The following is a 25,866-nucleotide window of genomic DNA, read 5'->3' as shown; positions in this document are numbered from 1 at the left end:
CATGTGGTGTCAGACGATCTCGACGAGCAGGTCGCCGCCCTCCACCTGCTGGATCTTGTTGATGGCGAGGCGGGAGACCCGGCCGGCCTTCGGGACGGTGATGGTGGCCTCCATCTTCATGGCCTCGATGGTGGCGACCGTGGCACCGGCCGCGACCTCGTCGCCCTCGGCGACCGCGAGGGTGACCACCCCGGCGAACGGGGCGGCGACGTGCCCGGGGTTGGAGCGGTCGGCCTTCTCGGTGACGGGGAGGTCGGAGGAGGCGGCCTTGTCGCGGATCTGGATCGGCCGCAACTGGCCGTTCAGGGTCGACATCACCGTGCGCATCCCGCGTTCGTCGGCCTCGCCGACGGCCTCCAGACCGATGAGGAGCCGCACCCCGGGCTCCAGGTCGACGGCGTACTCCTTGCCGGGGCCGAGACCGTAGAAGAAGTCCTTGCTGTCGAGGACGCTGGTGTCGCCGTAGGTCTGGCGGTGGGTCTCGAACTCGCGGGTCGGGCCGGGGAACAGCAGCCGGTTGAGGGTGGCGCGGCGGTCCTTCTCCAGCCCGGCGCGGTCCTCGGCGCCGAGGTCCTGGACGGGCTTGGCGTCGGCGCGGCCCTGGAGAGCCTTGCTGCGGAACGGCTCGGGCCAGCCGCCGGGCGGGGTGCCCAGCTCGCCGCGGAGGAAGCCGATGACGGAGTCGGGAATGTCGAACCGGTCCGGGGTGGCCTCGAAGTCGGCGGGGGTCACTCCGGCGCCGACGAGGTGCAGGGCGAGGTCACCGACCACCTTGGAGGAGGGGGTGACCTTCACCAGGTGGCCGAGAATGCGGTCGGCGGCGGTGTACATCGCCTCGATGTCCTCGAAGCGGTCGCCGAGGCCGAGCGCGACGGCCTGGGTGCGCAGGTTGGAGAGCTGGCCGCCGGGGATCTCGTGGTCGTAGACGCGGCCGGTCGGGGAGGCGAGGCCCGCCTCGAAGGGGGCGTAGATACGGCGGACGCTCTCCCAGTACGGCTCCAGGTCGCCGACGGCCGTGAGGTCGAGGCCGGTGGGGCGGTCGGAGTAGTCGGTGGCGGCGACGATCGCCGACAGCGACGGCTGGGAGGTGGTGCCCGCCATCGAGGCCACGGCCCCGTCGACCGCGTCGGCGCCGGCCTGGATCGCGGCGAGGTAGGTGGCGAGCTGGCCGCCCGCGGTGTCGTGGGTGTGGATGTGCACCGGCAGGTCGAACTCGCGGCGCAGGGCGGTCACGAGCTTGGTGGCGGCCGGGGCGCGCAGCAGGCCCGCCATGTCCTTGACGGCGAGGACGTGGGCGCCCGCCTCGACGATCTGCTCGGCGAGCCGGAGGTAGTAGTCGAGGGTGTAGAGCTGCTCGGCGGGGTTGGAGAGGTCCGAGGTGTAGCAGAGGGCGACCTCGGCGACGGCCGTTCCGGTGGCGCGTACGGCGTCGATGGCGGGCCGCATCTGGCCGACGTCGTTGAGCGCGTCGAAGATCCGGAAGATGTCGATGCCGGTCTCGGTGGCCTCCTGGACGAAGGCGTCGGTCACCTCGGTCGGGTACGGCGTGTAGCCGACGGTGTTGCGGCCGCGCAGCAGCATCTGGAGGCAGATGTTGGGGGCGGCGGCCCGGAAGGCGGCCAGCCGCTCCCAGGGGTCCTCGGCGAGGAAGCGGAGGGCGACGTCGTAGGTGGCGCCGCCCCAGCACTCCAGGGAGAGCAGCTGCGGCAGGGTCCGGGCCACGACGGGGGCGACGGCGAGCATGTCCTTCGTGCGGACCCGGGTGGCGAGCAGCGACTGGTGGGCGTCGCGGAAGGTGGTGTCGGTGACGCCGATGGTCGGCGACTCGCGCAGCCAGCGGGCGAAGCCCTCGGGGCCGAGTTCGACGAGCTTCTGCTTGGAGCCGGCCGGGGGTTCGGCGGCGGTGGGCCTCGGGAGCTTGGTGGCGGGGTCGATCAGGTCGGGGCGCGGGCCGTTCGGCTTGTTGACCGTCACGTCGGCCAGATAGGTGAGCAGCTTGGTGCCCCGGTCGGCGGAGTGCCGGGAGGTCAGCAGGTGCGGGCGCTGCTCGATGAACGAGGTGGTGACCTGACCGGCCTGGAAGTCCGGGTCGTCGAGGACGGCCTGGAGGAACGGGATGTTCGTGGCGACGCCCCGGATGCGGAACTCGGCGACCGCGCGGCGGGCCCGGTTGACGGCGGTGGTGAAGTCCCGGCCCCGGCAGGTCAGTTTGACCAGCATGGAGTCGAAGTGGGCGCTGATCTCCGTACCGGCGTGGGTGGTGCCGCCGTCGAGGCGGATGCCGGAGCCGCCGGGCGAACGGTAGGCGCTGATGCGTCCGGTGTCCGGGCGGAAGCCGTTGGCGGGGTCCTCGGTGGTGATGCGGCACTGGAGGGCCGCGCCCCGCAGGGTGACGGTCTCCTGGGAGAGCCCGAGGTCGGCGAGGGTGGCCCCGGCGGCGATGCGGAGCTGGGACTGCACGAGGTCGACGTCGGTGACCTCTTCGGTGACCGTGTGTTCGACCTGGATGCGGGGGTTCATCTCGATGAAGACGTGGTTGCCGTCGCGGTCGAGGAGGAACTCGACGGTGCCCGCGTTGCGGTAGCCGATCTCGCGGGCGAAGCGGACGGCGTCGGCGCAGATCCGCTCGCGCAGGGCGGGGTCGAGGTTCGGGGCCGGGGCCAGCTCGATGACCTTCTGGTGGCGGCGCTGCACCGAACAGTCGCGTTCGAAGAGGTGGATGACGTTGCCGTGGCCGTCGGCGAGGATCTGCACCTCGATGTGACGGGGCTCGACGACGGCCTTCTCGAGGAAGACGGTCGGGTCGCCGAAGGCGGAGGCCGCCTCGCGGGACGCCGCCTCGATGGACTCGCGCAGGGTCGCCGGGTCCTCGACGCGGCGCATGCCGCGACCGCCACCGCCCGCTACGGCCTTGACGAAGACGGGGAAGCCGACCTCCTCGGCGGCGCGGACGAGTTCGTCGACGTCGGTGGAGGGCTCGGACGAGCCGAGGACCGGTACGCCGGCGGCGCGGGCGGCGGCCACCGCGCGCGCCTTGTTGCCGGTCAGCTCCAGGATGTGGGCGCTGGGGCCGACGAAGGTGATGCCGGCCTCCTCGCACGCACGGGCCAGCTCGGGGTTCTCGGAGAGGAAGCCGTAGCCCGGGTAGACGGCGTCGGCGCCGGCCAGCCGGGCGGCGCGCATGATCTCCTCGACGGAGAGGTACGCCCGCACGGGGTGACCCGGTTCGCCGATCTCGTAGGCCTCGTCGGCCTTGAGCCGGTGCAGCGAGTTGCGGTCCTCGTGGGGGAAGACGGCGACCGTCCGCGCGCCCACTTCGTAGCCCGCGCGGAACGCGCGGATGGCGATCTCGCCACGGTTGGCGACCAGTACCTTGCGGAGCATCCCTGATCCCTTCGAGCTGCCATGAGGACACCATGGTTCCGGCAATGATGCCGTCACACCACAGCAATCGTGTCACTCAGTGCCATGTGAGCCCAGTCACTTCCTGAGCCCAGACTGTACGACTGCCGGACATTCCACCCAGTCGGCGCGCCCGGGGACGATCGCGCCATCGCAGCCTTGCACCTCGCGTGACCCTCAGTGCCACACGAGTCGCCTCCTTGCGCCGTTTTCCCGTCAACTCCCCACCGCGAACCGGCTGCCCGTCTTCTCGCCGTCATCGGTCCGCGCCGCCGCGACACAGCGGAAGACGCGGATCCCCTCGGCCCACTCGTGACCTCGCTCTCCTCCTACGGGGCCGACGACACCTGGGCGTTGCTGCGCCACGAGTACGAGACGGCCTCCGGCAAGCAGATGGCCGCCGCGATCCTCTATGTCGCGGCCACCTCGCCCGATCCGGCCCGGCAGTACGTCGCGAAGGTGTGGAGCAATGGCACCACGGTCGGCTACGCATCCGTCCGCTCCGGCGAGGGAACCGCCTACAGGCCTTCGACGTGACCTCCACACTGCGGGCGGACGGGAAGCCCAACGCGCTCGCCGCGCTGTGCTGGACCACCTCGCAGCAGAAGTTCCTGGCCCAGCTCGAGATCACGTACACCGACGGCAGCCGGTCGACCATCGCCTCCGGGTATCACTGGAGGGCGCGCCGCCAGGCCGGGCTGCTGCCCGCGAAGGGCAGTGCGGGCAGCAGCTACTTCACCGTTCCGCAGGAGTACTGGGACCTGCGCCGCGAGCCGGTGGGCTGGACGCGGCCCGGCTTCGACGACGGCGACTGGCTGACACCCGCCGTCCGTACGGCGATCGACGGTCTCGTGCCCGCGCTGATCGAGGCAGTACGGACGCACGGCGTCACCCCCGCCTCCGTCACCCAGGTCGCCGACGGGCGCTGGCTGGTCGGCCTCGGCCGGGGGATCGTCGGCGGGCCGGCCCTGGAGGTCACCGGTGAGGCGGGCGACACGGTCGAGGTGCGGCTCGGCGAGGAGCTGAACAGGGACGGCACCGTGCGGTACCAGCTGCGCGCCACCAACACCTACCACGAGGTGTGGACCTGCGCGACGGCGAGCAGCGCTTCGAGCACTCGGGTTACCGCGGCTTCCGCTGGGCCGAACTGCGCACCACGCTCGACCTGTCGAAGGCCGTCGTCACCGGCCGCGCCTGGAAGCTCGACCGGGACGACTCGCACGCCTCGTTCCGCAGCTCCGACGCCGACCTGGACCGGGTCTGGGAGCTGTGCCGCTACTCCGTCGAGGCCACCCGGGGCGACCTCTACACGGACACCCCCACCCGCGAGCGCGGCCCGTACGAGGGCGACGCGCTGATCAACCAGCTCTCGGAGCACGGCGTCCAGCGTTCCTGCGCCCGCGCCCGCTTCTCCAACGACTATCTGGTCCGCAAGGGCACCTGGCCCACCGAGTACCGGCTGATGTGCGCGATCTCCGCGTGGGAGGACCATCTCGCCACCAACGACGACCGGCAGCTCGCCAGGGACTACGACGTCCGTGCGCGGACCGGTGTCGGTCCTGGTGCGCCGCTCCGCGGACACGCACTTCACACGGGTGACCGTGCCGCCGAACTCCCGTGCCGTCGTGGAGGTCGAGATCGGGGACGCCGACCCGGCGGCGTACCGGGTGAAGGGCACCGCGCCGGGCGGAGGGGGCCGGGTGCGGGTCGAGTCGTTCACCGATCTCACGGGGAGGGTGCTGCGGAGCGGTCCGGTCGGCTCGGGGAGACGACGGGGGTTGCGACGCACGGGATCCTGAGCCGCCGGTGGGCCGGAAGTGACCGAAACCCGGACCGCGAGCCCTCGCTGAGCTAGCCTCAGCTTCTGGGGGCGAACTGGCGTACGCCAAAAGTTATTTCGGGGGTGTTGTGTCAGACCAGCGGCCGGTGCCGCCACCGGGTTCGGCGGACAGGGTTCCGGCGCTGCGGCAGGCGGGGGCGCTGCCTCTGCGTCCCGGCGACCCGGACCGGATCGGTCCGTATGTGTCGCTGGGGCTGCTCGGCAGCGGCGGTATGGGGCGCGTCTATCTGGCGCGTCCCGCCGACGGCGGCCCCGACCTGGTCGCGGTGAAGGTGATCCGGCCCGAGTACGCGGAGGACGAGCGGTTCCGCCGCCGGTTCGAACGGGAGGCGGCGGTCCACGGCCGGGTGCGCACGCCGCGCATGCCGCGGCTGGCCGGGACGGGCTTCCGGGACGAACTGCTGTGGATGGCCACCGAGTTCCTGCCGGGGCTGGATCTGGCGGCGGCCGTGCACGAGGACGGTCCGCTGCCCGTCGTCGCCGTGCGGCGGCTGGTGGCGGAGCTGGGACGCGCCCTCGCCGACCTCTCCGCCGCCGGGATCGTGCACCGGGACCTGAAGCCGTCCAACATCCTGCTGTCCGCGTGGGGCGCGCACGTCATCGACTTCGGTATCGCGAAGGCGGCCGACGCGAGCGCGATCACCGGCACGGGCAACCGGGTCGGCACCCCGGCCTACATGTCGCCGGAGTATCTGCGCACGGGCGCCTGCGACACGGCCTCGGACGTGTTCTCGCTGGCCTGCGCGCTGGTCTTCGCGGCGACCGGCAGCGCCCCGTTCGGTGACGGCACCGGCGTCGACGTCATGCACCGGGTGGCGTTCGAGGAGCCCAACCCGAAGGTTCTCGCCGAGATCGCGGAGGCCGACGCCCCGCTCGCCGCCCTGCTCGCCGCGTGCCTGGCCAAGGAGCCGGAACAGCGGCCGACACCGCGCCAACTGCTCGAGGACCTGGCCCCCTCCGGGAGCGGGGCGCAGCCCCTGCTCCCGGAGGGGCGCGGGGAACTGCGCGACCAGCCCCTGCCGAACCCGCACAGGGGGGTCGAAGGGGTACAGCCCCTGAGGGACGGGACGGGTAGGGGCGGCGGGGGCGAGAAATCCGCGTCCGAGACACCGGCCGCCCAGGGCCCCCGCCCGCCCGGCGCGTTCGACTGGCCCGAACCGCTGGCCGGCCGGGTCCTCGCCCGCCAGCGGGCCTACGAGACACTGCGCCGCCTCCCCCTGGAACAACCCGGCCCGGCGCGAGCCGTCGGACAGGCTCCGGTCACCGACCCGCCGTCGGGTCCCTCCGCCGACCCCTCGGCGCAGCCGCCGGCTCCGGCACCGCTCCGCTCCCGGCTGCGCAGCAAGCGGGTGCTGGTCGGGGCCGCCGGTGTCGCCGTCTGCACGGCGACCGCCGGTGTCGTCGTCCTCACCCTGCTGAGCCCCGCCACGACCACCGCCTCGCCGCAGCGGGGTACGACACGGTCCGCCGATGCCCTCCCCGACGACGACGCCTCGGTCTCGGCGGCCTCGCGCCAGGACGGCGCGGACGCCGCCCCGGACGGCGGCTCCAGCGACTCGGAGGTGTCCGGCAAGGACGAACGGACCTCCGTCGACGGCGATCCCGCGCGCCCCGACGCGACGGCCTCCGACCCCGGCTCCGGCAAGGGCGCCGACGCGGACGACGACCCGCGATCCGACCCGTCCGCGCCCGCTTCCGGGAGCGGCGCCCCCACGGAGCCGTCCGAGGAGCCGACCGACGCGTCCACCGAGCCCTCGACCCCGGCCTGGCTCACGGACTGCACGTACTACTACGGCAACGGCCGCACCCGCCTCGGGGACAGCGGCGACCGCGTCCTCCAGGCGCAGTGCATGCTGAGCAAGCGCGGGTACGACGTCGATGTGGACGGCGAGTTCGACGCCGACACCGAAGCCGCGGTGCAGAGCTTCCAGCAGGACAAGGGGCTCCCGGCCGCCGACGGTGTCGTACGACCGCCCGTCTGGAAGGCGTTGCGCTCCACCGAGTGAGCCGTGCCGCTCGCGGTGCCGGGCCCGTCCACCGGCGCGGCCGGGCCCGTCAGTCGACGAACAGGCCGCGCGCGGCGGCCCGGGCGTCGAAGTCCTCCAGGTGGGTCCGGGCGCCCGGGAGGGCGTCGCACATCGCCTCCAGGAGGACCTGGCCCAGCAGCAGCGGAGCACCGGCGGTGTCGAAGACCAGTCCGGTGCCGACGGCCGCGGGAAGCAGCAGGTCGCTGTGGGCGGCCACCGGGGCGAAGGTGCCGTCGGCGACGGTCACGACCGTCAGGCCGACGGTCCGGGCGTGGGCGAGCGTGTCGAGGAGTTCACGCGGATGGCGGGGCAGCGAGAAGCACAGCAGCGCGCTCGCGCCGGCCCGGTGGGCGGCGTCGACGTGGTCGGCGAGCAGGGAGCCGCCCTCGTCGAGGAGTCGTACGTCGGGGTGGATCTTCGCCGCGAAGTGGGCGAAGCCGCGCGCGTGGGCCGCGGAGGCGCGCAGGCCGAGCACCGGGAGGGGCCGGGACGCGGCGAGCAGACGGCCGGCGCGCTCGACGGGCGCGGGGTCGGTGAGCAGGGACGCCAGGTGCCGCAGATTGTCGATCTCGGCCCGCACGGCGCGCTGGTAGACGTTGGCGGGCCGCCCGTCGACGGGGTGCCCGGGGGGTGCGACCGCCCGCAGGTGGTCACGCAGGGCCGGGTAGGTGTCGAAGCCGAGGGCGACCGCGAAGCGGGTCACGGACGGCTGGCTGACCCCGGCCAGACGGGCCATTTCCACGCTGGACAGGTAGGGCACGTCCGCGGCCTGCCGGACCAGGCAGCGCGCGATGCGGCGCTGGGTCGGGGTGAGCCGACGGCCCTCGAAGAGCCGCTGAAGACGCGCGGCCGCGCCGTCGGCGTCCGTCATACGGTCCTCCAGCCGGTCGTCGTGCTCGGTCCCCTCCCCCTGCCCGGCGGGGTACGTGGTGCCGGGCAGGGCGGGGCGGACGGTGGGGGCGCCGCCGAGCCGGTCGGCCGCGCCCCGGTTCAGCCGACGAGGCCGGCGGAGGTCAGCCAGTCCTCGGCGACGGTGTCGGCGTCCTCCTTGTCGTTGACGAGCTTCTTCATCATCGCCAGCAGGTCGTCGGTGGTGAGCTTGGCGGAGACGGCGTTGAGCGCCCCCTTCGCCTTGTCGTCCACGGCGTCCTTGTAGACCAGCGGGGTGACGTTCTGCGAGGAGAAGAGGTTCTTCGGGTCCTCCAGGACCACCAGCTTGTCCGCGACGATGGCGGGGTCGGTGGTGTACAGGTTGGCGGCCTGCACCTTGTCGTCCTTGAGCAGTTTCACCAGGGTGGTCTGGGCCCCGGCGTCGAGCGGCTGGAACTTGCCGAACTTGACGCCGTAGACCTTCTCCAGGCCGACGCCGCCCTGCGTACGGGTCTTGAACTCCGATCCGGCGCCGAGCGTCAGGTCGCCCGCGACGGGCTTGAGGTCGGCGAGGGTCTTGAGCTTGTACTTGGCGGCGGTCTCGGCGGTGACGGTCACCGAGTCCTTGTCCTCGGCGGCGGCGGAGTCGAGGATCTCCACCGACGAGGGGAGTTTCTCCTTCAGTTCGGCGTTGATGTCCTCGGTGGTGGTCGCGGTGCTGTTCTTGTCGACCGCCACCGACAGCAGGGCCCCGTTGTACTCGGGGAAGACGCCTATGCCGCCCTTGACGACCTGGTCGTAGTAGACCTCGCGGGCCCCGATGTCGAACTTGCGGGTCACCTTCAGGCCCTTGCTCTCCAGGGCCTGCGCGTAGATCTCGGCGAGCAGCTGGTTCTCGGGGAAGTTCGCCGAGCCGACGACGATCGACTTGCCTCCGCCGCTGTCGCCGCCCTCGTTCAGCGGGTTGTCGTCGCTGCCGCCGCCCCCGCCGCAGGCGGTGAGCGTGAGCGTGAGCGCGGTGATGAGGCCGAACGCGGCGCCTCGGGACTTGCCTCGCATGGATGTTCCTCTCTGGTTCAGGACTTCGAAGCCGAGGCCCGCAGGCCCGGCGAGACTACGACGCGTCGCAACGCGGTGAACACGACCTGGACGACGAGCGCGAGGACGACGACGACCGTGGAGCCGCCGATGACCAACTCGTAGTCGTTGCGGGAGAGTCCGTCGACGATGTAGCGGCCCAGACCGCCCAGACCGGGATACGCGGCGACGGTCGCGGTGGCCACGACCTGGATCGCGGCGACCCGCAGACCGAGGAGGATCAGGGGCAGCGCCATCGGCACCTCCACCCGGGTCAGGACCTCCCACTCGGTCATGCCGACACCGCGCGCGGCGTCCCGTGTGGCGGGGTCCACTCCCCGTACGCCCTCGAAGGTGTTGATGAGGATCGGCGGCACCGCGAGCGCGACGAGGGCGACCAGGACGGGCGTGGTGCTGAGCCCGGCGAGCGTGACGACGAGGACGACCAGGCCGAAGGTGGGGATCGCGCGGGCGAGGTTCGCCACGGTGGCCACGGCGAAGGCGCCCCGGCCGGTGTGTCCGACGAGCAGTCCGAAGGTCAGCCCGACCAGGGCGGCGAACAGCAACGACAGTCCGCTGTAGGTGAGATGCTCCAGCAGCCGCCGGGGGATGCCGTCGTCGCCGTGCCACTGCGCCGAGGAGGTCAGCCAGTCCCCCACGAGCCGCATCTGGTTCACAAAGTCGTTCATGCCGACGTCACCTTGTTCCGGGACCACGGGGTGAGCAGTCGCTGCGCCAGGACCAGCAACGCGTCGGTGGTGAGCGCCAGCAGCATGATCAGCACGATCGCGGTGACGATCGGGGTGGGGAAGTCGAGCTGGAGGCCGCGGGTGATGTAGTACCCGAGGCCGCCCTGCCCGATCAGCTGTCCCACGGCGACGAGGCTGATGGAGGAGACCGCGGCGACGCGCACACCGGCGATGACGACGGGGACGGCGATCGGCAGCTCGACCTGGACGACCCTGCGTACGGCGCCGAAGCCCATCGCGGTCGCGGCGAGCCGTACCGGTTCGGGCACCGAGGCGAGACCGTCGACGACGTTGGGGACCAGCACGGACAGGGTGTAGAGCGTCAGCGGGATCATCACGGTCTGTTCGCTCAGCCCCGTGTACCGGACGAAGATCATGAACAGGGCGAGTGACGGGATCGAGTACAGGATGTTGGACACGGTCAGCACCGGCGGGTAGAGCCACCGCCAGCGGTGGCACAGGACACCGAGCGGCACGGAGACGATCAGTCCGAACAGCACGGGCAGCAGGCCGAGTCGGAGATGGATGCCGGTGTACTCGGCGAGTTCGCCGGTGTGGTCGGCGATCCACTGCCACCGGACGAGCGGCTCGTCACCGGTCATCGGTCACCACCGCCCCGGGCGTCGGGGGCGGACTCGGCCCCGGCCGACGGCTTCGACTTCCGCGTCGCCGTCCCGGCCGAACCGGTCGCGGTCGCCGCGGTCGCCGTGCTCTCCGTGCTCTCCGCGGTCGTAGCGGTCGCCGTGCTCGCCGCGGTGGAGAGTTCGTGCGCGTCGACGACTCCCGCGACCGCGCCCTTCGCGTCGACGGCGACGGCGAGGCGGGCGGGTGAGAGGAGGGCCGAGTCGAGGGCGGCCCGCGCGGAGTCGCCGTCCAGGCTGAAGGTGTGGCCGAGGGGGGTCAGGGGGGCGTCGGCGAGGGTGCCGGCCGACGGGAGGCCGACGGTGGCGGCCCAGCCGAGCGGTCGTCGCTCGTCGTCGACGACGAGCACCCAGGGCGCGTCCGCCGCCCGCGCCTCGGCGACGCCGGCCCCGGACGGCAGCACCGGGCCGTCGCGCAGCGGCAGTCGGGCCGCGTCGACGAAGGAGAGCCGCCGGATGCCCCGGTCCTGACCCACGAAGTCGGCCACGAAGTCGTCGGCGGGGCTGCCGAGCAGCCGCTCGGGGGTGTCGAACTGGGCGAGTCTGCCGCCGGTGCGGAACACCGCGATGTTGTCGCCGAGCTTGATCGCCTCGTCGATGTCGTGGGTGACGAACACGATCGTCTTGTGCAGCTCCTTCTGCAGCCGGACGAACTCCGCCTGCAACTCCGCCCGCACGATCGGGTCGACCGCGCTGAACGGCTCGTCCATGAGCAGCACCGGCGGGTCGGCGCCCAGCGCCCGGGCGACTCCCACACGCTGCTGCTGCCCGCCGGAGAGGTGGTTGGGGTAGCGCTTGGCCATCTCGGCGGGCAGGCCCACGAGTTCGAGGAGTTCCGCGGCCCGGGCGCGGGCCTTCTTGCGGCCCCAGCCCAGCAGCAGCGGAACCGTGGCTATGTTGTCCAGGATCGTGCGGTGCGGGAACAGCCCCGCGTGCTGGATCACGTATCCGATGCCCCGGCGCAGCTCGGGCGCGTCGACCTCCCGGATGTCCCGGCCGCGCAGGCTCACCGTGCCGGTGGTCGGCTCCACCATGCGGTTGATCATGCGCAGGGTGGTGGTCTTGCCGCAGCCGGAAGGACCGACCAGGACCGTGATGCCGCCCTCGGCCAGTTCCAGGGACAGGTCGTCCACCGCCGTGGTGCCGTTGGGATACTTTTTGCTCACCGTGTCGAATCTGATCAAGACTGCCCCTTACCCGACTGCATATGGTCATGCAGAGTTGTCGGTGCCTGAATGACAGTCAATGGAATTACGTGAACGGCACGTTACGTTCACACCGAACCGCATCCAGGGGCGTCTGATTCACCCGTCTTCCGCGCCTTTGCTCCCCTGGGTGAGGGGCCACGGCGACGGCATCGGGGAGGTACCGTTCGGCGCGAGCCCGCTACCGGGTGGTCGGTCCCCGCGCGCGCCCTGACCAGGGAGGCGCCGGCCTTGGTGGGAGGAGCGTCATGACCAACTGCGACGTGCACCAGCATCTGTGGACCCCCGCGCTGGTGGCGGCTCTCAGGTCACGCCGCGAACCGCCGTTCCTGGACGGCTGGACCCTCTTCCTCGACGGCGAGCCGCCCTACGCGCTCCCGCCCGCCGACCATGACATCGCCCGCCGTACGTCGCTGGCCGAGAGCGACGGCCTGGGGCGGGCCCTGGTCTCGCTCTCCTCCCCGATCGGTGTGGAGTGGCTGCCCGCGGCGGAGGCGCGTCCCCTGCTCGACGCCTACCACGAGGGCTCCGCGGCGCTCCCGGAGCCGTTCGGCGCGTGGGCCGCCGCCTGTGTACGGGACATCGACGCGAAGGCGACCGCCGAGGCGCTCGACCAGGGCTTCGTGGGCCTCCAGCTCCCGGCGAACGCCCTCGCCGACGCGGCCGGTCATGCGCGCTGCGCCCCGCTGCTCGACCTCCTCGAAGAGCGCGACCTCCCGCTGTTCGTCCATCCGGGCCCCGCGCCCGGCGGCGCCGAGGGGCCCGGCTGGTGGCCCGCGATGGTCCCCTACGTCCAGCAGATGCACGCCGCGTGGTTCGCCTTCCGCGCCTTCGGCCGGCCCCGCCACCCCCGCTTGCGGGTCTGCTTCGCCCTGCTGGCCGGGCTCGCCCCGCTCCACGGCGAGCGCTTCGCCGCCCGCGGCGACGGCCGTGACGCCGGGGTGGACCCGGGCGTGTTCGTGGAGACGTCCTCGTACGGGCCCACGGCCGTCGAAGCGGTGGTGCGCGCCCTGGGCGTCGACGCCGTGGTCCAGGGCTCCGACCGCCCCTACGCCGAACCACCCCAGCAGCCCGGCTTCGGCCTGGGCGGAGCAGCCGCGTACGCCTTCCGCATCACGAACCCACGCCGCTTGCTGACGGGCACGGGGGGCTGAGAACGGGCGGCGGAACGGCACGGGGGGTGAGGTGGGGAGCCGAACAGCAGGGCGCCTCCCTCGCCGCCCTGACGTCCGCGGCGCACAGAGCCCCTCCAACACACCCCACCGACCTACGCCCGCGCCCGCGTCCTCTCACCAGACGCCCCGCAACCCCTCCGCCACACCGGCGTGGGCGGTGGGGGGGCGGTCAGCGGCCGGGGCGGATCAGGTCCGTGAGGTAGCGCCACAGGGAGGAACGCTGGCGGGCGGACGGGTCCGGTGGCACCGCCCGCGTCGTCGTGTCCGTGTCGGGCTCCGTCGGCTCCGGCACCGTCAGGTCCGCCGTCGGCGCGAGTTCGTACCGTACGGGCAGCGAGCGCAGGCCCCGCATGAAGGGCGAGGAACGCCACGGCAGTTGGTCGACGGGCAGCGCGAGGTCCAGGTCGGCGAACCGCTCGAACAGCCGGCCCACCCCGACGGCCGCGACCGTCGACGCCAGCTCACGGGCGGGGCACTGGCGCGGGCCGGCGCCCCAGGACAGGTGCGCCCGGGTGCTGACGGTGGTGCTGGGCGCCACATGGTCGGCGAAGAGCGGGTCGGCGTGCGCCGCCGCCGAGGAGACCCAGACCGGGTCACCCGCGCGGATGGTGTACTCCCCGAGCTTCGTGTCCTCCGCGGCGAACCTCGGCACGAAGTTCACCAGCGGCGGTTTGCGCATGACGACCCGGTTCATGGCTTCCCGGACCATGCCGGCGGAGAGGCTGGCGCGCACGCTGTCCTCGCCGGAGAGGACCTCGACGACCGTGTTGGAGACGAGGATGCCGACATGGTCGGAGGTCATACCGAGCAGCATGAACAACTCGCGGGCCAGCTCGTCGAGCGAGAGGTCCGGGTGGGCGGCCAGCAGATAGGACGGGAAGTCCTCGCCCGGCGTCTTCAGCTTCAGCTCGGCGAGCTCCGCCAGCGCGCCCAGCAGCCGGTCCAGGGCGGGCCCCGCGTCGGGCCCCGCGTCCAGCACCCGCCACATGTCCATCAGCGCGTCGTCGCCCTGCGAGCCGGGGAAGCCCAGCAGATGGCTGGCCACCATCAGCGGCAGGGGCCGGGAGAACTGGGCGGACAGGTCCGCCAGCCCGGTGCCGCCCGCCTGGCCCATGAGCGTGATCAGCTCGTCGGCGTAGACGGTGACGGCCGCCTTCAGCCGCTTGGCCTGGGGGTTGCGCGGGTCCTGGAACGGCTTGAGCGCCTGGTCCCACGCGGTCCGCAGGGTCCGGTAGCCGGGGCCGCCCTGGATGAGGACGTGGTTGACCTCCAGGGAAGGGCCGAGCGGCCAGTCGGCGGGGACCCGCCCCTCGGTCCTGGCCCGCCAGTTCTCCAGACCCTTGGGCCAGCCGGCGTCGTCCTGGAGCACCTGGAGCGCCTCGCGGTAGCCCAGCACCAGCCAGGCGGGAACGCCCAGCAGATCGACCGGCGCCACCGCGCCGTGCCGCTGCCGCAGCCGCTCGTACACCAACGACGGCCGCGTCTCGTAGTCCCGGGTCAGCAACGGTTCGGGAGACAACTGCTCCAGCCCCGCACCGTCCAGCTCCACGGACACACCCTCACCCGACTGGGTTTCCCTCACCATGCCGCCCCTCCGACACTCCCCGTACCCGCCCACCTTCAGCCGGTAGCCGGAACGCTCGGACCCTACCCCAGGGTCACTTCCGGGGGAACGCCGGGCGGCATCACTCACAGCTCCGGCCTCGCCACCCACAGCCGTGCGCGCGGCACCACCGCCGTCGTCCGTCACCTCGCCGAGCGGGCCGCCCTGATGAACTCCCTGATCAGAGCGTGGTCCTTGACGCCTCGCTGCCGCTCCACACCGCTGGAGACGTCGACACCCCAAGGGTCGGCGGCGGCGACGGCGCCCCCCACGTTCTCCGGGGTGAGACCGCCGGCGAGAAGCCACTTCTCCCCGGCGGCCGCGAGCGGCTTGCTCGCCCAGTCCCAGGCGATGCCCGACCCGGGGACGGGTGCGTCGAGGAGGAGCATGTCCTCCCCGAACTCGCCGCAGCGCGGTACGGAGTCGCCGAACGCGGCGGCACGGATCAGCGTCCGGTCCCCGGTCGCCAGCTCGTCGTAGTAGGCGCGGTCGTCGGGGCCGTGCAGCTGGATCGCCCGGATCCCCGACTCGGCGGCCAGGGACCGCACGTCGTCCAGGGGCTCCTCGCGGAAGACGCCCACCGTAAGGACGTGCTCGGGCACGCGGCGGCTCAGCCGGGCGGCGGTCGCGGCGTCGATACGGCGCGGGCTGGCCGAGAAGACGAAGCCGACGGCGTCGGCGCCCGCCTCGACGGCGGTGTCGACGTCCTGCTCGGTCTTCAGACCGCAGATCTTGATGAAGAGGGAGTCACTGTTGCTCACGGGCCCAGCCTGCCGTATCCGCTCCGACGCGGGAACGGCGACCGTCGGGCGCGGCTCCCGCACGGCCCCGGTCCGGCTCCCGCACGGCCCCGGTCCGGCCCCGGCGCGGTCCCGCTCCTGCGCCCCGACGATCCCGGTCCTGCCCCCGCTCCGGTCAGCGCCACGCTCCCGACAGCCGCCGGGCGACGGCCGCGCTGAGCGCGCGCACGCCCCGGGTCGAGCCCGGGTCGATGCCGGTGAGTTCCCGGGCCCGGCGCAGACGGTAGTCGAGGGTGCGCGTGTGGACGTTGAGTGCGGTCGCCGTGGCACCGCGCCGCATGTCGTGGCGGTAGTACATGTCGAGCGTGACCAGCAGGTCCGGGCCGGCCGCCAGTCGGTCGGACAGCCCGCGCAGCCAGGCGTCGACGAACGGCACGTCCGCGACGGCGAGTTCGACGAAGAGGTCCGCCAGGGTGTGCGGGCGCAGTCGGGCCGGGGCCCGTCGCAGCGGGGCGGTGTCACTGATCCGACGGGCCTCGTCGAGCGCCTCGGACAGTTCGGGCAGCGGCGCGGTGGCGGTGCCGACGGCGCAGGGCCGGCCGAGGGCCCGGGCCACGTCCCGCACGAGGTCCGACACATGCTCCGGGGCGAGGTCGAGCAGGAGGTCGACCGCGGTGTGCGGCGGCCCGTTCTCCACCCGCGCGGCATCGGAATTCACGGGGACGAGAGCGATCAGCTCACCGCTCCCGTCACCGCCCCGCGCACCCCATACGATCGGGGTCCGGTGACTCTTCACGAGTGTTTCGATCTCGTTTTCCAGGACGCGGTCCACAGGGGGCGGGTCCGGCAGCCGGAACACCGTCACCGCATACCGGTCCGACAGTTCCATGTCGACGGCCTCGGCGAGTTCCGCCGCAATCGGGTCCCCGTTCAGCAATGACCTTGCCAGCAGGGCGACCTGTTCGACGTACGGCATTCGACGGCGCAGTACGCGGACGAATCCCTGGCGGTAGGCGACGATGCCGCGCTCGCCCTGTGGGGCGAACCAGGTCATCATCCGCATGAGTTCGTCCACCCCGCAGCCGCGCTGGGTCTCGGTCGCCTCGTTGATCTCGCGCAGCATGAGCGCGGTGTGCACCCGCAGCACCTGCTGCCGCGCGTCGAGCGACATGCCCGCGCCGGCCCGCAGCTCCCCCATGGACGCGATGTACTCGAGATCGTCGCCGCTCAACTCGCCGTTGTGCGGCGACAGTTCGACCGTACGGTGTCGGAGCCAGACCGCGTGGCCCAACGTCTCGGCCCGCGCCCGGGGGTCCTTGTCCAGGAACCGGAACTCCTCGATCTCGCGTGTGTACGTCTCTACCTCCCGGCGGGCGTTGGTCGACGCCCGGCGGGCCAGTTCGGCGAAGAGGCTCCCCATGGAGGCGAGCATGTCATTCGGGACGAACGAGCCGACAGTCGAGATCCGGACGGCGTTCATCACTCCGCATAAATCGGCGACAAGGGGGCCGACCGGGTTTTTGTCACCGTCCGCAAAATTCCCGGATCGGGTCGTTCCCGTCACCGCTTCCGCTTGTGCAGGAGTCGTAAAGCAGCCTTAATGAGAGCCGCGTACCCGGCCGTGGGGGAAGAGCGTCGCCATCATTCCGGACCGGTTCCGGAGCGGTTCCGACAATCAGTACGGGCCGGTGTACGGAAATTCCTCAGCCGTGCGTCGGACATCGGCGCACGTCCAAACGGGAGGGAAACTCCGATGAAAGCAGGAACGCGAAAGAGAATCACGGCGGCGCTGGTGGTCGTGGTCACGTCGAGCGCGCTCATGCTCGCCGCACCGGGTACCGGTTCGGCCGCCCCCGCCGCCACCCCCAGCCTGCGCGCCTACGGGATCACCGGTGACGGCACCCTGATGGCCGCGTTCTGGACCGACCGGGCGGACGTGCTCAACTGGGTCAGGGCCGTCACCGGCCTCAGCGGCGACACGGCCCTGATCGGCATCGACTTCCGGGTGCAGAACGGCACGCTGTACGGCGTGGGCGACAAGGGGGGCATCTACACGATCAAGATCCCGACGGGCACCCAGGACGTCGTGGTCACCAAGGTGTCCCAGCTCCAGTACGCGCTGAACGGCACGAACTTCGGCGTCGACTTCAACCCGGCGGCCGACCGGCTGCGTGTGATCAGCGACAACGGCCAGAACCTGCGGCACAACCTGAACGACCACACGACCATCCAGGACCTGAACCTCACCACCCCGCCGACCGAGGGCACGACCAAGGGCGTCTCCGCCGCCGCCTACACCAACAACGACCTCGACGGGTCCACCGCGACCACGCTGTTCGACATCAACACGACCGGCGACCAGGTCGTCATCCAGTCCCCGGCCAACAACGGCACGCTCGCCCCGACCGGCGGCCTCGGCCTCGATGCCCAGATCAACGCCGGCATGGACATCTACAGCACCCTGAGCGGCGGTAAAGCGGTGGACAACATCGCCTTCGCCAGCCTCACCGCCTCCGGCGCGAGCACGCCCTCCCTCTACAGCCTCAACGTCTTCACCGGGCAGGCCACGCTCGTGAACGACGCCGCCAAGTCCAAGTTCCCCCTGAACATCACGGACGTGGCCGTCTCGCTGACCGGCAGCTGATACCCCGTCGCCCCCTCGCCGCGGCCCGGCCACCACCGGCCGCGGCGAGTCCGGTCCCGCTACCGCAGTTTCTCCAGGTCGAGGTCCGAGCCCACGACCAGGGTCACCACGCCCGCCGCCGCGTCCGCGGAACGCGCGGCCTTGACGTCGGGCAGCCGTGAGGCGAGGACCTTCGCCTGCCGGGCGAGGTCGGCAGGGTGGGCGACCGTGGTGGTGTCCGTGTTCTCGGGCGCGTTGCCCGTGCCGACGACGGTGAAGCCCGCCTTGCGCAGCTCCTCGGCGACGGCGGCGGCCCGCCCGGAGACACCGGTGCCGTTGAGGACCTGGACGCGCACGTCGGAGGCGTAGATCAGCTCGTCCTTGGCCTGTGCCTGGAGCTTCTTCTTGTCGACCTCCTTGTCGTTGGCCAGGGAGGTGAACAGGTCGGCGGCCTGCGGGTACTGCCAGACGATGTTGGCCCTGTCGGCGGGGACGTCCGCCTCGCGGGGGTAGTTGGGCACGGTCAGGAAGGTCAGCCGGTCGCTCGGGATGCCCTTGAGCTGGGAGGCGAGGTCGTAGAGCGGATCGATGCCGTCGAGATCCTCGTCCGTGGTCAGCGACTTGGTGGCGGACTGAAGGAAGTCGTAGAGCGAAGTGGGGCTGGTCAGCCGGGACTTGGCCTTGGCCGCCAGCGTCTCCATGAACTCCTGCTGCCGGCCGATGCGCCCGATGTCGGACCCGTCGCCGACGGCGTAGCGGGTGCGCACATAGCCCAGTGCCGTCTCACCGTCGACGGTCTGGCAGCCGGCCTCCATGTCGAGGAGGGCGTTGTCGTCCTTGATGGCCTGCTCGGGGCAGACCTCTATGCCGTCCAGGGCGTCGACCATGCCCTTGAAGCCCTGGAAGTCGACGGACATGAAGTTGTCGATGCGCAGACCCGTGTTGGCCTCGACCGTCCTGATCGAGCAGGCGGCCGCGCCGGCGACCTCGCCGCCCGAACCGCCGATCGCGAACGCCTCGTTGATCTTCGCCAGGTGCGGGCCCGACGTGCTGCCGTCGCCCTTCTCGCACGCCGCTATCTCGACCCAGGAGTCACGCGGGAACGACACCACGGTGGCCCACTCACGGTTCGCGGGCAGATGCAGCACCATGAGCGTGTCGGACTGCATGGTGGTCAGGTCCTTGCCGTACTTGGCGTTGGCCCCGTCACGGCTGTCCGAGCCGACCACCATGATGTTCTTCGAACCAGGGCTCAGATTGACCGGGCGGTCCCCGCCGAGCTTGCTGTCGACGTCGGCGCCCGTGATGTTGCCGTCCAGGTCCTTGTAGATCCAGGCACCGACGCCACCTACGCCGAGGACGAGCAGTGCCGCGCCGCCGGCGAGCCAGCTCACCGTCCGGCCCCGCCGCGTCAGACGCGTCCCCCCGCCTCCGGCACCCGCGCGCCGCCTCCCCGTACCACTCACCGGCCCTCCCCCGCCTCGGCCGCACTCGGCCGGTCGACTCCCCCTGTACGTCCGGCGGTCGTGATCACCGAACCCGCAGGACTCTACATGCATGCAGATATACGGATCGGTGCCGCACGCGACTCACCGTTCCCCGCACGCACGAACGACACAGAGGCGTCGCAGCGTACAGAAGGACGACCGCCGTCACGGCCGAGTCGCCGCGGAACACCACCGCAACGACCGTGCCCACGGCCCCGGTCACGGAGGTGTCCGGGTCGCCGCCCGACGCGGTGCGGCCGCCCGAGGAGGCCGCCATGACACGCACGGCATCCGTCGAGCGGCCTCCGCTCCGAGGACCGGACCGACGATCGCGTCCTTCCTAGTCGCGCCTGACCACGCACAGGGCCCAGATGATGAACCCCGAGAAGGCGATCATCACGATGGACCAGACGGGGTAGTAGGGCAGGGACAGGAAGTTGGCGATGATGATCAGGCCCGCGATGGCGACGCCTGCGACGCGGGCCCACAGGGACTCCTGGAAGAGGCCCAGGCTGACGAGCACGGCCACGGCGCCGAGGGCGAGGTGGACCCAGCCCCAGCCGGTGAGATCGAACTGGAAGACGTAGTCGCGGGTGGCGACGAAGACGTCGTCCTCCGCGATGGCCATGATGCCCCGGCAGATGTCGAGAACGCCCGCGATCATGAGCATGACGGCGGCGAAGGCCGTCAGCCCCTCGGCGAAGGGCCGTGACCGCTTGGTGATGCGCATGCGTCCGGTGTGTGTGGCGGACATACCGTTGCCTCGATTCGGTGTCGTGCGGTGGGTGTCGGGTCCGTCATCGGTGCCCGGCGGCGGTCGGGCCGACGCCCGTGCCCGCCGAGGCTCCGTGGCCGCTCAGGACCAGTTCCTTCGCGCGGCGGAACTCGTCGTCCGTGATGTCGCCGCGTGAACGGATCTCGGACAGCCTGGCGAGCTCGTCGACGCTGGTGGAGCGTCCTTCGCCGCCCTTGGCCGTCTGCCGGATGTAGTCGTCGAAGGCCGCCTGCTGCGCACGTGCCTGTGCCACCTCGCGGCGGCCCATGTTCTTGCCCCGGGCGACCACGTAGACGAAGACGCCCAGGAACGGCAGCAGGATCGTGAGGACCAGCCAGCCCGCCTTGGCCCAGCCGCTCATGTCGTCGTCGCGGAAGATGTCGACGACGACCCGGAAGAGCAGCACGAACCACATGATCCACAGGAACAGCAGGAGCATGGACCAGAAGACGCTCAGCAGCGGGTAGTCGTACGCGAGGTACGTCGGACCACTCATGTCTCTCCTCCGTTCCGGGCGCTCGCCCGGCAGGTGTTCTGCCGTCCTCGGCTCGCCCGCGGCGCCACGGTCGGCGCCGTTCTCAGCGTGCCCACGACCACAGCCGCGCGGCCTCACCCCGGGCGGGTGAGAGCGGCGTCGGCCGGAGCCTCGTCCGGGGCGACGTCCGTCGCCGCGGCGACGACCGCCACGAGCGCCAGTACGGCCACCACCAGGACCGCCACGAGGACGACCGCGCCGACCGTGGGGCGGTTCCACAGCAGGAGCGCGAGCGCGCCCGCGCCGAGGACGACGCCGTTGGTCCACCGGGGGTGGTCCGCCAGGAGGCGTCCGGTCCGCCCGGTGCTCAGGCCGGCGTGCCCCAGCGCCCGCCCGGCGGCCGTGGTGCCGCGCCCGGCCGTGCCCCGCACCCATCGGGCGACCCGCCCGGGGCCGTAGAGGTAGGCGGCGAGGGCGGTGGCCAGGAAGAGGACGAGCAGGGTGCGTGTGCTGTCGCGCAGGAACCGCAGGAAGGTGTCGAAGATGGCCGAGGCCGCGTCGGGCGGCAGGGTCGCGGCAGGGACGGCGTCCAGGTAGACGCGGCGGACGACGGCCAGCGCGACGAGCAGCACCGCCATCATCACGCTGATGCCCAGGGAGGTGATCAGCAGCATCACCCGGTGGCCGGGCGCTGTCCACACCGCCAGGGCGGCGAAGGCGATCGCGATGACGGGCAACCAGGTGCCGAGGATGTTCAGCAGCCGCATGGCGTCCTGGGCCTTGCCCAGTTCGTCGGTGTGGAACAGCGTGATCGTGCGGTCGCTGTCGGGGATCGCGGATGCCTTGTCGAAGCCGGCGTCCACGAGGCGTTCCTTGACCTGGTCGACGACGGCGCCGACGTCGAGCTGGATGGTGTCGCCGGTGGCACGCAGCGCGCCCTCCCGTTCGCCGGTGAGCATGTGCACCACGGCCGCGTGTGCCCGCCGGTTCGAGCCCTCCCAGACCTGCTGGAAGAACTCGCTGGTGATGACGCGGGTGACGTTGCGGTCCACGACGGTCCTGACCACGGAGCGCAGCGGGCCGTCGAGGGCGCCGGCGCCCGCCACGACCTGCGGTGGCGCGCCGTTGTCGGCGAGCACCTTGGTGAGGGCGTCCGTCACCGCCTTGACGTCCACGTTCTTGACGACCTCGTCGGTCAGCCGCTCGATCACGACGTTCTGGACCGCCGGGTCGGACGCCAGCGGAGCGACCGTCTCGACGTACCGGTCGGTGTCGGCGACGGTGTCCTGCACCCACGCCGCGACGACGGCGAGGGGTGCGAGCAGCAGGGTCACCACAAGCAGTACGGCGGCCCCCGCCTTGCGCAACCGCCGATGCCGCACCCCGGCATGCCGCCGCAACCGCTCGTACTCGTCCCGCTCCTCCGCGCTGAGCACGTCTCCACCGGAAACGGCCCCCTCACCGGCTCCGGTGCCGCCGCCCGGGCCGGTCTCGTCCTTCGGGTCCGTACTGTCGGTCGGGTCGGAGTTCGGTGGTACGGAGTCGTTGCCCGGGAACATGGCTCCTCCTCGGGTGGTGGGGAGACTCAGACGGCGTCCGTGGTCCGGGCCCGGGAGCCCGTGAGGCCCGCCCGGCGGAGGGCGGCCCGCCAGGCGAGGGCGACCGTCGCCTCGGCGAGGCCCAGCAGGACGAGCCACAGCCCGAGCAGGCGGGTCAGTGCCGTGGCCGACTCGGTCGGCAGGGCCAGCACCACGATCCCCGCGACGATGCCGAGCACCGCCACGCCGAGGACGAAGCCCCGGTGGGGCAGGTTCTTGGCGGCGAGGGCGGTGTGGAGCGTGAGGATGCCCGTCGCCAGCCAGACGATCCCCAGGATCAGGGAGAGCGCCGTGATGGTCTGCAGCGGGTTCCGCAGGCACAGGACGCCGGCCAGGACGTACAGCAGCGCGAGGAGCAGCCCGGACAACCGCTCGCCGGGTTCCTCCCGGGCGAAGACGTCGACGAACCGGAACACCCCCATCGCGAGCAGGTACAGCCCGAGCAGGACCGCGAGAACATGCAGGGTCCCGTCCGGCCAGACCAGCACGATGACGCCCGGCACGAGCGTGGCCAGCGCCGACCCGAGGATCCACTTCCAGGACCGCCCGACCCTGCCCAGTGCCTCCGCCGGGTCAACCGGCATCCCCGCGGCCTCCCCGCCGGGCGCACGCTCCCCTGCCCCCGGCCCCCGCTCGGCCCCACCGGTCCTGTGGTCGTCCGCCCCGGTACGCGGTGCCGGGCCAGGGGACTCGGTCATGGTTTCCTCCAAGCGTCGTCGGGTCCTCGCGTGCTCGCGGCCCGCTTCCGCACCGTCGGCGCGCGGCGGCGCGCGGTGACTCACCCGGCCAGCGTCCCGCCCCCGCCCCGCCCGTCGGATCACCCCCGGCGGGTGATCCCCGCGCACCGCCCGGCCGAGGAGGGTGGACGGTACGCCGGTCGGCGGCTCAGGAGGTACGTGTCATGACCAGTGCGAGCGCATCCGCGGCGACACCGACCGTGGCCGAGAGGGCCGCGCACGGACGGGAGGCGCGCAAGCGTGCCTCCCGTTCCTGCCACGGCTGGTTCGAGTCGGACGCGGACGCCGACCGGACCGACCCGATCGAGGTGATCGAGCGTCAGTCGGTCACCCGGCTGCCGGAGTTGGTGCCCATCCGCTACGGCCGCATGCTCGAATCCCCGTTCCGCTTCTACCGGGGAGCGGCGGCCGTCATGGCGTCGGATCTCGGCCCGCTCCCCAACACCGGTCTGTCCGTGCAGCTCTGCGGTGACGCCCATCTGCTGAACTTCCGGCTGCTGGCCTCGCCCGAACGCCATCTCGTCTTCGACATCAACGACTTCGACGAGACCCTGGCCGGGCCGTTCGAATGGGACGTGAAACGGCTGGCGGCCAGCTTCGTGATCGCGGCCCGTGCCAACGGCTTCCCGACCGAGGAGCAGAACGGAGCGGTGCGGACGTGCGTGAAGACGTACCGGCGCCGTATGCGCGAGTTCGCCGGCATGCGCACCCTGGACATCTGGTACGCCCAGGACGACGCCGACCGACTGCGGGAGCTGATGGCCTCGTCGATGGACAAGGAGAGCAGGCGCCGTACGGCCGAGGCGGCAGCGAAGGCCCGTACGCGCACCCATATGCAGGCCTTCGAGAAACTGACCCGCGTCACGGCCGAGGGCCGGCGGATCGCACCCGACCCCCCGCTGATCACCCCGCTGCGGGACCTGCTGGCGGACTCCTCCGGCGGGCGCCAGGAGAAGGAGCTGCACAGCGTGCTGGAGCAGTACGTACGGACCCTGTCGTCCGAACGCCGGCATCTGCTGCGCCGCTACCACGTCGTCGACATGGCCCGGAAGGTCGTGGGCGTCGGCAGCGTCGGCACGCGCTGCTGGATCGTGCTGCTGCTCGGCCGCGACGACACCGACCCGCTGCTGCTCCAGGCCAAGGAGGCGCAGGAGTCGGTCCTCTCCGCCCAGCTCGGCGGCGACAGCTACGACAACCAGGGCCGCCGGGTGGTGTCGGGGCAGCGACTGATGCAGACGACCAGCGACATCTTCCTGGGCTGGACCCATGTCGTCGGTCTGGACGGGCGCGAACGCGACTTCTACGTACGGCAGTTGCGTGACTGGAAGGGCATCGCGCGCCCGGAGACCATGGATCCGGGCCTGCTGCGGCTCTTCGCCCGGGTGTGCGGCGCCAGCCTGGCGCGGGCCCACGCCCGCTCCGGCGACCCCGTCGCCATCGCCGCGTACCTGGGCGGCAGCGATCGCTTCGACCGTGCGCTCACCGAGTTCGCGCAGTCCTACGCCGACCGGAACGACCGCGACTTCGAGGCGCTGGGCGTGGCCGCGCGCACGGGCCGGGTCCACGCCGAAACCCTCTGAATCGCCCTCCCGTCGCTCCCACCGACGTTCCAGCGGCCCGACGCTCCTACGGGGGTGTTTCGAAAGTCCCGCACAGCACCCACGGCGCCCGGCACGCTCCCCCACTCTCGGCTTCGCTCGAGCGGGAGGGGCCCCCACCGCCGCACCGGCCAAAAGCCCAAGTACGTCCAGTACAAGGGCTTTCGTCCGGCACGCCGAGAGCACGCACCGGACGCCGCGGGCACCGCACAGGACTTTCGAAACCCCCCAGCGGCAGCGGCTCCCGGCTCACCCCGGGCAGCCGCTGCCGCTCACTCCGGCAGCTGACGCATCTCCAGGACGCGCAGCCCCAGGGACTGGCAACGGGCCAGCAGCCCGTACAGATGCGCCTCGTCGACGACGTGCCCGAACAGGACGGTGTGGCCGGACATCACCACATGGTCCAGTTCGGGGAAGGCACCGGTCAGCGCCTTCGACAGCTTTCCGTCGACGCGAATCTCGTAGCGCATGAGCGGTGTGCCCCCATGGCCGGGTACGGGTGGACTGCGCTCCTTCTCTCTCTGCGATCGTCCGTCCTGGGACACCGGCCTGGCCTCACCCCGGGGAGGTGAGTCGCGGGCCACCGTGCACGGCTGGACGTCGGTGGACGGTGCTCGGGGAACGGCGGGGCACCGGATCAATGCGTCAGATAGAGCTTGACCGCGATGATCAGAAGGCCGAGCAGCAGGTTCACCGAGGCCGTGATGACGACCAGACCCCACGGGGCGTGGGCCCGGCGTGCCGCCGCCACCGACCACCCCACCTGGCCCGCCACGGCGACCGCGAGCGCCAGCCAGAGGGCACCCGGCACATCGAGGCCGAGGAGCGGGCTGACCGCGACGGCGGCGGCCGGCGGGACGGCGGCCTCGACGATCGGCCACTCCTCGCGGCAGACCTCGCCCACGATCCGGCGGTCCAGGGACCGCTGCGCCAGCCGGGTCCCGAAGAGCTGGGCGTGCACATGCGCGATCCAGAACACCAGGCCGGTGAGCAGCAGCAGAAGGACGAGTTCCAGACGGGGGTGCGCCCCGAGGGTCCCGGCGCCGACGACCACGGAGGAGGCGAGCATCGATCCGTAGACGCCGCCGGTGTAGTCGGACGCGGTTTCCCCTGTCGTGGACATCCTCATCGCCTCCTCTCGCCCCGCCGGGCCGCCCCGACCGACCCGACGAGCGCACGGTCCGACCGACCCGACGAGCGCACGGTCCGACCGGCCGCTTCCGCACGCCCCCGTGCCGCCGCCA

The 25,866-nt window shown here is 71.9% G+C and carries 23 protein-coding genes; 7 read left to right on the top strand and 16 right to left on the bottom strand.

All coding sequences use genetic code 11. The features are described from left to right. Positions 1–9: 9 nt before the first annotated feature. A complete protein-coding gene (locus ACZ52C_RS39595) occupies positions 10–3,384 on the bottom strand; it encodes a pyruvate carboxylase (RefSeq protein WP_469079378.1) in 3,375 nt (1,124 codons plus the stop codon). A gap of 330 nt (positions 3,385–3,714) precedes the next feature. Here ACZ52C_RS39595 and ACZ52C_RS39590 point away from each other — a divergent pair, with 330 nt between their 5' ends. Genes ACZ52C_RS39590 through ACZ52C_RS39575 form a run of 4 tightly spaced genes read left to right on the top strand, consistent with a single transcriptional unit; the run spans position 3,715 to position 7,248 of the window. After that, the gene (locus ACZ52C_RS39590; protein ID WP_469079377.1) at positions 3,715–3,939 is read left to right on the top strand and encodes a hypothetical protein; all 225 of its coding nucleotides are present in this window, start codon (positions 3,715–3,717) and stop codon (positions 3,937–3,939) included. Further along, a complete protein-coding gene (locus ACZ52C_RS39585; RefSeq protein ID WP_469079376.1) occupies positions 3,936–4,760 on the top strand; it encodes a family 78 glycoside hydrolase catalytic domain in 825 nt (274 codons plus the stop codon). Before ACZ52C_RS39590 ends, ACZ52C_RS39585 begins: the two co-directional genes overlap by 4 nt. Continuing rightward, positions 4,652–5,257 (top strand): hypothetical protein, encoded by a 606-nt coding sequence (locus ACZ52C_RS39580; RefSeq protein ID WP_469079413.1) that lies wholly within the window; start codon positions 4,652–4,654, stop codon positions 5,255–5,257. The genes ACZ52C_RS39585 and ACZ52C_RS39580 overlap by 109 nt, the downstream gene beginning before the upstream one ends. Positions 5,258–5,310: 53 nt before the next feature. Next, a complete protein-coding gene (locus tag ACZ52C_RS39575) occupies positions 5,311–7,248 on the top strand; it encodes a protein kinase domain-containing protein (protein WP_469079375.1) in 1,938 nt (645 codons plus the stop codon). Positions 7,249–7,297: 49 nt separating this feature from the next. Here the strand turns inward: ACZ52C_RS39575 and ACZ52C_RS39570 are convergent, their stop codons facing one another. From ACZ52C_RS39570 to ACZ52C_RS39550, 5 genes are all read right to left on the bottom strand, one after another. Then, the gene (locus ACZ52C_RS39570) at positions 7,298–8,140 is read right to left on the bottom strand and encodes a MurR/RpiR family transcriptional regulator (protein ID WP_469079374.1); all 843 of its coding nucleotides are present in this window, start codon (positions 8,138–8,140) and stop codon (positions 7,298–7,300) included. A 119-nt stretch (positions 8,141–8,259) separates the two neighbouring features. After that, positions 8,260–9,198: an ABC transporter substrate-binding protein gene (locus ACZ52C_RS39565; protein ID WP_469079373.1), complete on the bottom strand. Its 939-nt coding sequence runs from the start codon at positions 9,196–9,198 to the stop codon at positions 8,260–8,262. 17 nt (positions 9,199–9,215) lie between these two features. Next, positions 9,216–9,905: an ABC transporter permease gene (locus ACZ52C_RS39560; RefSeq protein ID WP_469079372.1), complete on the bottom strand. Its 690-nt coding sequence runs from the start codon at positions 9,903–9,905 to the stop codon at positions 9,216–9,218. Continuing rightward, positions 9,902–10,567 (bottom strand): ABC transporter permease, encoded by a 666-nt coding sequence (locus ACZ52C_RS39555; RefSeq protein ID WP_469079371.1) that lies wholly within the window; start codon positions 10,565–10,567, stop codon positions 9,902–9,904. Before ACZ52C_RS39555 ends, ACZ52C_RS39560 begins: the two co-directional genes overlap by 4 nt. After that, a complete protein-coding gene (locus ACZ52C_RS39550) occupies positions 10,564–11,790 on the bottom strand; it encodes an ABC transporter ATP-binding protein (protein ID WP_469079370.1) in 1,227 nt (408 codons plus the stop codon). Before ACZ52C_RS39550 ends, ACZ52C_RS39555 begins: the two co-directional genes overlap by 4 nt. A gap of 269 nt (positions 11,791–12,059) precedes the next feature. Here ACZ52C_RS39550 and ACZ52C_RS39545 point away from each other — a divergent pair, with 269 nt between their 5' ends. After that, complete coding sequence (locus ACZ52C_RS39545; protein ID WP_469079369.1) at positions 12,060–12,965, top strand: amidohydrolase family protein; 906 nt, start codon at positions 12,060–12,062, stop codon at positions 12,963–12,965. A gap of 190 nt (positions 12,966–13,155) precedes the next feature. Here ACZ52C_RS39545 and ACZ52C_RS39540 read toward each other — a convergent pair whose 3' ends face one another. The 3 genes from ACZ52C_RS39540 to ACZ52C_RS39530 form a co-directional block, all read right to left on the bottom strand. Further along, a complete protein-coding gene (locus tag ACZ52C_RS39540; protein WP_469079368.1) occupies positions 13,156–14,571 on the bottom strand; it encodes a cytochrome P450 in 1,416 nt (471 codons plus the stop codon). Positions 14,572–14,732: 161 nt separating this feature from the next. After that, complete coding sequence (locus tag ACZ52C_RS39535; RefSeq protein WP_469079367.1) at positions 14,733–15,350, bottom strand: phosphoribosylanthranilate isomerase; 618 nt, start codon at positions 15,348–15,350, stop codon at positions 14,733–14,735. A gap of 154 nt (positions 15,351–15,504) precedes the next feature. Beyond that, positions 15,505–16,749, bottom strand: coding sequence for a PucR family transcriptional regulator (locus ACZ52C_RS39530; RefSeq protein ID WP_469079366.1), 1,245 nt, complete (start codon positions 16,747–16,749; stop codon positions 15,505–15,507). A gap of 333 nt (positions 16,750–17,082) precedes the next feature. Between ACZ52C_RS39530 and ACZ52C_RS39525 the strand changes: the two genes are divergently transcribed. Further along, positions 17,083–17,973 carry a DUF4394 domain-containing protein gene (locus ACZ52C_RS39525; protein WP_469079365.1) on the top strand — a complete coding sequence of 297 codons (891 nt, stop codon included), beginning with the start codon at positions 17,083–17,085 and terminating at the stop codon, positions 17,971–17,973. Positions 17,974–18,032: 59 nt separating this feature from the next. On the opposite strand, the gene ACZ52C_RS39520 is transcribed toward ACZ52C_RS39525, so the two are convergent. From ACZ52C_RS39520 to ACZ52C_RS39500, 5 genes are all read right to left on the bottom strand, one after another. Beyond that, entirely contained in the window at positions 18,033–19,418 is a 1,386-nt protein-coding gene (locus tag ACZ52C_RS39520) for an LCP family protein (RefSeq protein WP_456340140.1), read from the bottom strand. Positions 19,419–19,779: 361 nt separating this feature from the next. Continuing rightward, positions 19,780–20,193, bottom strand: coding sequence for a DUF7144 family membrane protein (locus tag ACZ52C_RS39515; protein ID WP_469079364.1), 414 nt, complete (start codon positions 20,191–20,193; stop codon positions 19,780–19,782). Positions 20,194–20,236: 43 nt separating this feature from the next. After that, complete coding sequence (locus ACZ52C_RS39510; protein WP_086803931.1) at positions 20,237–20,710, bottom strand: SHOCT domain-containing protein; 474 nt, start codon at positions 20,708–20,710, stop codon at positions 20,237–20,239. Between the two features lie 113 nt (positions 20,711–20,823). Continuing rightward, on the bottom strand, positions 20,824–22,248 hold the full coding sequence (locus tag ACZ52C_RS39505) for a hypothetical protein (protein ID WP_469079363.1): 1,425 nt from the start codon (positions 22,246–22,248) through the stop codon (positions 20,824–20,826). A 26-nt stretch (positions 22,249–22,274) separates the two neighbouring features. Further along, positions 22,275–22,985: an HdeD family acid-resistance protein gene (locus tag ACZ52C_RS39500; RefSeq protein WP_469079362.1), complete on the bottom strand. Its 711-nt coding sequence runs from the start codon at positions 22,983–22,985 to the stop codon at positions 22,275–22,277. 203 nt (positions 22,986–23,188) lie between these two features. On the opposite strand from ACZ52C_RS39500, the gene ACZ52C_RS39495 reads away from it, so the two are divergent. Next, the gene (locus ACZ52C_RS39495; RefSeq protein WP_469079361.1) at positions 23,189–24,604 is read left to right on the top strand and encodes a DUF2252 domain-containing protein; all 1,416 of its coding nucleotides are present in this window, start codon (positions 23,189–23,191) and stop codon (positions 24,602–24,604) included. A 290-nt stretch (positions 24,605–24,894) separates the two neighbouring features. Here the strand turns inward: ACZ52C_RS39495 and ACZ52C_RS39490 are convergent, their stop codons facing one another. After that, the gene (locus tag ACZ52C_RS39490) at positions 24,895–25,092 is read right to left on the bottom strand and encodes a hypothetical protein (protein WP_045560456.1); all 198 of its coding nucleotides are present in this window, start codon (positions 25,090–25,092) and stop codon (positions 24,895–24,897) included. Positions 25,093–25,259: 167 nt separating this feature from the next. Continuing rightward, positions 25,260–25,745 (bottom strand): hypothetical protein, encoded by a 486-nt coding sequence (locus tag ACZ52C_RS39485; protein ID WP_469079360.1) that lies wholly within the window; start codon positions 25,743–25,745, stop codon positions 25,260–25,262. Between the last annotated feature and the right edge of the window lie 121 nt (positions 25,746–25,866).

It is taken from the genome of Streptomyces sp. NPDC034049, assembly GCF_055575575.1.
Note: the sequence above shows the minus strand (reverse complement) of the source record. Positions and strands in the feature narration are given on the sequence as shown.

Coding starts and splice junctions, on each gene's coding strand:
- ACZ52C_RS39565 (WP_469079373.1), bottom strand. CDS start 9,198: ATGCGAGGCAAGTCCCGAGGCGCCGCGTTCGGCCTCATCACCGCGCTC.
- ACZ52C_RS39555 (WP_469079371.1), bottom strand. CDS start 10,567: ATGACCGGTGACGAGCCGCTCGTCCGGTGGCAGTGGATCGCCGACCAC.
- ACZ52C_RS39485 (WP_469079360.1), bottom strand. CDS start 25,745: ATGTCCACGACAGGGGAAACCGCGTCCGACTACACCGGCGGCGTCTAC.
- ACZ52C_RS39505 (WP_469079363.1), bottom strand. CDS start 22,248: ATGTTCCCGGGCAACGACTCCGTACCACCGAACTCCGACCCGACCGAC.
- ACZ52C_RS39530 (WP_469079366.1), bottom strand. CDS start 16,749: ATGGGGAGCCTCTTCGCCGAACTGGCCCGCCGGGCGTCGACCAACGCC.
- ACZ52C_RS39495 (WP_469079361.1), top strand. CDS start 23,189: ATGACCAGTGCGAGCGCATCCGCGGCGACACCGACCGTGGCCGAGAGG.
- ACZ52C_RS39595 (WP_469079378.1), bottom strand. CDS start 3,384: ATGCTCCGCAAGGTACTGGTCGCCAACCGTGGCGAGATCGCCATCCGC.
- ACZ52C_RS39515 (WP_469079364.1), bottom strand. CDS start 20,193: ATGTCCGCCACACACACCGGACGCATGCGCATCACCAAGCGGTCACGG.
- ACZ52C_RS39510 (WP_086803931.1), bottom strand. CDS start 20,710: ATGAGTGGTCCGACGTACCTCGCGTACGACTACCCGCTGCTGAGCGTC.
- ACZ52C_RS39500 (WP_469079362.1), bottom strand. CDS start 22,985: ATGACCGAGTCCCCTGGCCCGGCACCGCGTACCGGGGCGGACGACCAC.
- ACZ52C_RS39560 (WP_469079372.1), bottom strand. CDS start 9,905: ATGAACGACTTTGTGAACCAGATGCGGCTCGTGGGGGACTGGCTGACC.
- ACZ52C_RS39490 (WP_045560456.1), bottom strand. CDS start 25,092: ATGCGCTACGAGATTCGCGTCGACGGAAAGCTGTCGAAGGCGCTGACC.
- ACZ52C_RS39545 (WP_469079369.1), top strand. CDS start 12,060: ATGACCAACTGCGACGTGCACCAGCATCTGTGGACCCCCGCGCTGGTG.
- ACZ52C_RS39570 (WP_469079374.1), bottom strand. CDS start 8,140: ATGACGGACGCCGACGGCGCGGCCGCGCGTCTTCAGCGGCTCTTCGAG.
- ACZ52C_RS39525 (WP_469079365.1), top strand. CDS start 17,083: ATGAAAGCAGGAACGCGAAAGAGAATCACGGCGGCGCTGGTGGTCGTG.
- ACZ52C_RS39540 (WP_469079368.1), bottom strand. CDS start 14,571: ATGGTGAGGGAAACCCAGTCGGGTGAGGGTGTGTCCGTGGAGCTGGAC.